Source organism: Shewanella sp. S1-49-MNA-CIBAN-0167 (assembly GCF_040310145.1).
GTDB classification, from domain to species: Bacteria; Pseudomonadota; Gammaproteobacteria; order Enterobacterales; family Shewanellaceae; genus Shewanella; species Shewanella psychromarinicola.
In genome coordinates this window covers 1-533 of record NZ_JBEOPO010000116.1, presented here as the reverse complement: position 1 = coordinate 533, position 533 = coordinate 1, and the positions used below count along the sequence as shown (strand labels likewise).

Annotated in this window: 1 protein-coding gene; it reads right to left on the bottom strand. The window is 40.7% G+C overall.

Translation table 11 applies throughout. The annotated features are described in order from the left end of the window. Positions 1–3: 3 nt before the first annotated feature. Positions 4–204: a PspC domain-containing protein gene (locus AAEZ00_RS20620; RefSeq protein ID WP_101034133.1), complete on the bottom strand. Its 201-nt coding sequence runs from the start codon at positions 202–204 to the stop codon at positions 4–6. Between the last annotated feature and the right edge of the window lie 329 nt (positions 205–533).

Below are 533 nucleotides of genomic sequence, written 5' to 3'. Positions count from 1 at the left end.
ACGTTAAAATCGAGTCGTTTTTTGACTCATCACTACGGCTATCACAAAGTAAGCTAACAGACCGATACTGGGGGTGCTTACAACGAGCCCTACTGTCACAACACGTGTCCAAAGTAATGACCAGCCGTATTGTTTAGCCAGCTTAGCTGATACGCCACATACGATCCGAGTTTCATCTTGTAATCTATTGATTAAACGCTTCATATTATCCTCTCGTACTCAACCAGGTTTATCCTAGTCAGTAATGGTGTTCAGATTAAGCTTGGTCATTAATGCTTGGCCATAATAGCCAGCTGACTACTGTCGCACACAGTGCAAAACTGATCACTGGCAATAACAATAACGACATTAATGGCAGCACCAAAGCTATATTCATTGCCCAATCCATTACTTGTTCTCAGTGGTTAAGGTTGTTGTGGTTTGTGGTTGTTCAAAGCTAGCAAACTCTAGGGCTGAATTCATTTCAAATACCTGTTCAGCTATTTGAGTTTGCAACGACAACATTAACTCTTGTTTTACATTGGCAATCATTT

Excerpts from the sequence above, each read along its gene's own strand:
- AAEZ00_RS20620 (WP_101034133.1), bottom strand. The coding sequence starts at position 204 with ATGAAGCGTTTAATCAATAGATTACAAGATGAAACTCGGATCGTATGT.